At 45.7% G+C, this 1,607-nt stretch carries 13 tRNA genes and 1 rRNA gene; all 14 read left to right on the top strand.

The window, feature by feature from the left end:
- Nucleotides 1-79: 79 nt before the first annotated feature.
- A 5S ribosomal RNA gene (gene rrf, locus ACFO5Y_RS09050) occupies nucleotides 80-195 on the top strand.
- Nucleotides 196-213: 18 nt separating this feature from the next.
- A tRNA-Asn gene (locus tag ACFO5Y_RS09055) sits at nucleotides 214-286 on the top strand.
- A 12-nt stretch (nucleotides 287-298) separates the two neighbouring features.
- Nucleotides 299-389 (top strand) — tRNA-Ser (locus ACFO5Y_RS09060).
- 21 nt (nucleotides 390-410) lie between these two features.
- Nucleotides 411-482 (top strand) — tRNA-Glu (locus tag ACFO5Y_RS09065).
- 18 nt (nucleotides 483-500) lie between these two features.
- Nucleotides 501-573: transfer RNA gene (locus ACFO5Y_RS09070), tRNA-Val, on the top strand.
- 10 nt (nucleotides 574-583) lie between these two features.
- Nucleotides 584-656: transfer RNA gene (locus ACFO5Y_RS09075), tRNA-Asp, on the top strand.
- A 12-nt stretch (nucleotides 657-668) separates the two neighbouring features.
- Nucleotides 669-741 (top strand) — tRNA-Phe (locus ACFO5Y_RS09080).
- 5 nt (nucleotides 742-746) lie between these two features.
- A tRNA-Tyr gene (locus tag ACFO5Y_RS09085) sits at nucleotides 747-827 on the top strand.
- Between the two features lie 41 nt (nucleotides 828-868).
- Nucleotides 869-939, top strand: a tRNA-Trp gene (locus ACFO5Y_RS09090).
- Nucleotides 940-962: 23 nt separating this feature from the next.
- Nucleotides 963-1,035: transfer RNA gene (locus ACFO5Y_RS09095), tRNA-His, on the top strand.
- 35 nt (nucleotides 1,036-1,070) lie between these two features.
- Nucleotides 1,071-1,142: transfer RNA gene (locus tag ACFO5Y_RS09100), tRNA-Gln, on the top strand.
- 45 nt (nucleotides 1,143-1,187) lie between these two features.
- Nucleotides 1,188-1,258, top strand: a tRNA-Cys gene (locus ACFO5Y_RS09105).
- 17 nt (nucleotides 1,259-1,275) lie between these two features.
- A tRNA-Met gene (locus tag ACFO5Y_RS09110) sits at nucleotides 1,276-1,348 on the top strand.
- A 48-nt stretch (nucleotides 1,349-1,396) separates the two neighbouring features.
- Nucleotides 1,397-1,482: transfer RNA gene (locus tag ACFO5Y_RS09115), tRNA-Leu, on the top strand.
- Nucleotides 1,483-1,607 lie beyond the last annotated feature (125 nt).

Here is a 1,607-nt window from a genome sequence, read left to right on the forward strand (position 1 = left end):
AGGTTTAGCAGGTAAGAAAACACAAGTTGATATTCAGTTTTGAGTGATCTAAGTATAGATTACTTATATAAAAACAATGTGTGGTGATGGTAGCAAGAAGGATACACCTGTTCCCATGCCGAACACAGCAGTTAAGCTTCTTAGCGCCGATGGTAGTTGGACCTTTGGTCCTGTGAGAGTAGGTCGTTGCCATGCATTGTTAATTTTAATCATTCCGCAATAGCTCAGCTGGTAGAGCGCATGACTGTTAATCATGATGTCGTAGGTTCGAGCCCTACTTGCGGAGTAAGGTTAAATCGGAGAGTTGTCCGAGTTGGCCGAAGGAGCACGATTGGAAATCGTGTAGGCATTTAATAAATGTCTCAAGGGTTCGAATCCCTTACTCTCCGTAAGAAACTTAATATTACAATGGTCCGTTGGTCAAGTGGTTAAGACACCGCCCTTTCACGGCGGTAACACGGGTTCGAATCCCGTACGGATCATTAACATTTTAATAACATGGAGGATTAGCTCAGCTGGGAGAGCGTCTGCCTTACAAGCAGGATGTCGGCGGTTCGATCCCGTCATCCTCCATTAATACCAAGGTCCGGTGGTGTAGGGGTTAACATGCCTGCCTGTCACGCAGGAGATCGCGGGTTCAAATCCCGTCCGGACCGTTTTTAAATGTTGGCTTGGTAGCTCAGTTGGTAGAGCACTTGATTGAAGCTCAAGGTGTCGGCGGTTCGATTCCGTCCCAAGCCATCCATGGTGGGGTAGCGAAGTGGCTAAACGCGGCGGACTGTAAATCCGCTCCTTCGGGTTCGGGAGTTCGAATCTCTCCCCCACCATTGTATTATTAATGGGGAATTTAATAATTTTGCCTTTTAATAGGGGCATAGTTTAACGGTAGAACTACGGTCTCCAAAACCGTCAATGTGGGTTCGATTCCTACTGCCCCTGTTTATTTTAATAATACGATGATGGCGATTGTGGCGAAGTGGTTAACGCATCGGTTTGTGGATCCGACACTCGTGGGTTCGATTCCCATCAGTCGCCTATATTTTCTATAATATAGGTTATAATATTATCATTGGGGTATAGCCAAGCGGTAAGGCAACGGACTTTGACTCCGTTATGCGTTGGTTCGAATCCAGCTACCCCAGTCGCTAGTACCATTGTTTTAATGGTACTATTTTATTTAATACAATGGCGGTATAGCCAAGTGGTAAGGCACGAGTCTGCAAAACTCTGATCGCCGGTTCAAATCCGACTACCGCCTTTACTATATATTATTATCGCGGGGTGGAGAAGCTGGCATCTCGTCGGGCTCATAACCCGAAGGTCGTAGGTTCGAATCCTACCCCCGCAATTTTTTAATTTAATTATCAAAAATTAATATCGAGACAATGACTTTTATGCCGGTATGGCGGAATTGGCAGACGCGTTGGACTCAAAATCCAATGTCCTTTGCGGGACGTGTCGGTTCGACCCCGACTACCGGTATTTATTAATTGGTATTATCCACGTTAGAACACTTACTTTATGCCTAAGTAAGTGTTTTTTTATGTGCGCCTGGCATGGGTGCTAACTTGGTGGTGAAAGTCCACTACAGGCTTGGCAGTAGGAAC

This window comes from Ruoffia tabacinasalis (assembly GCF_042652985.1).
Lineage (GTDB): Bacteria > Bacillota > Bacilli > Lactobacillales > Aerococcaceae > Ruoffia > Ruoffia tabacinasalis.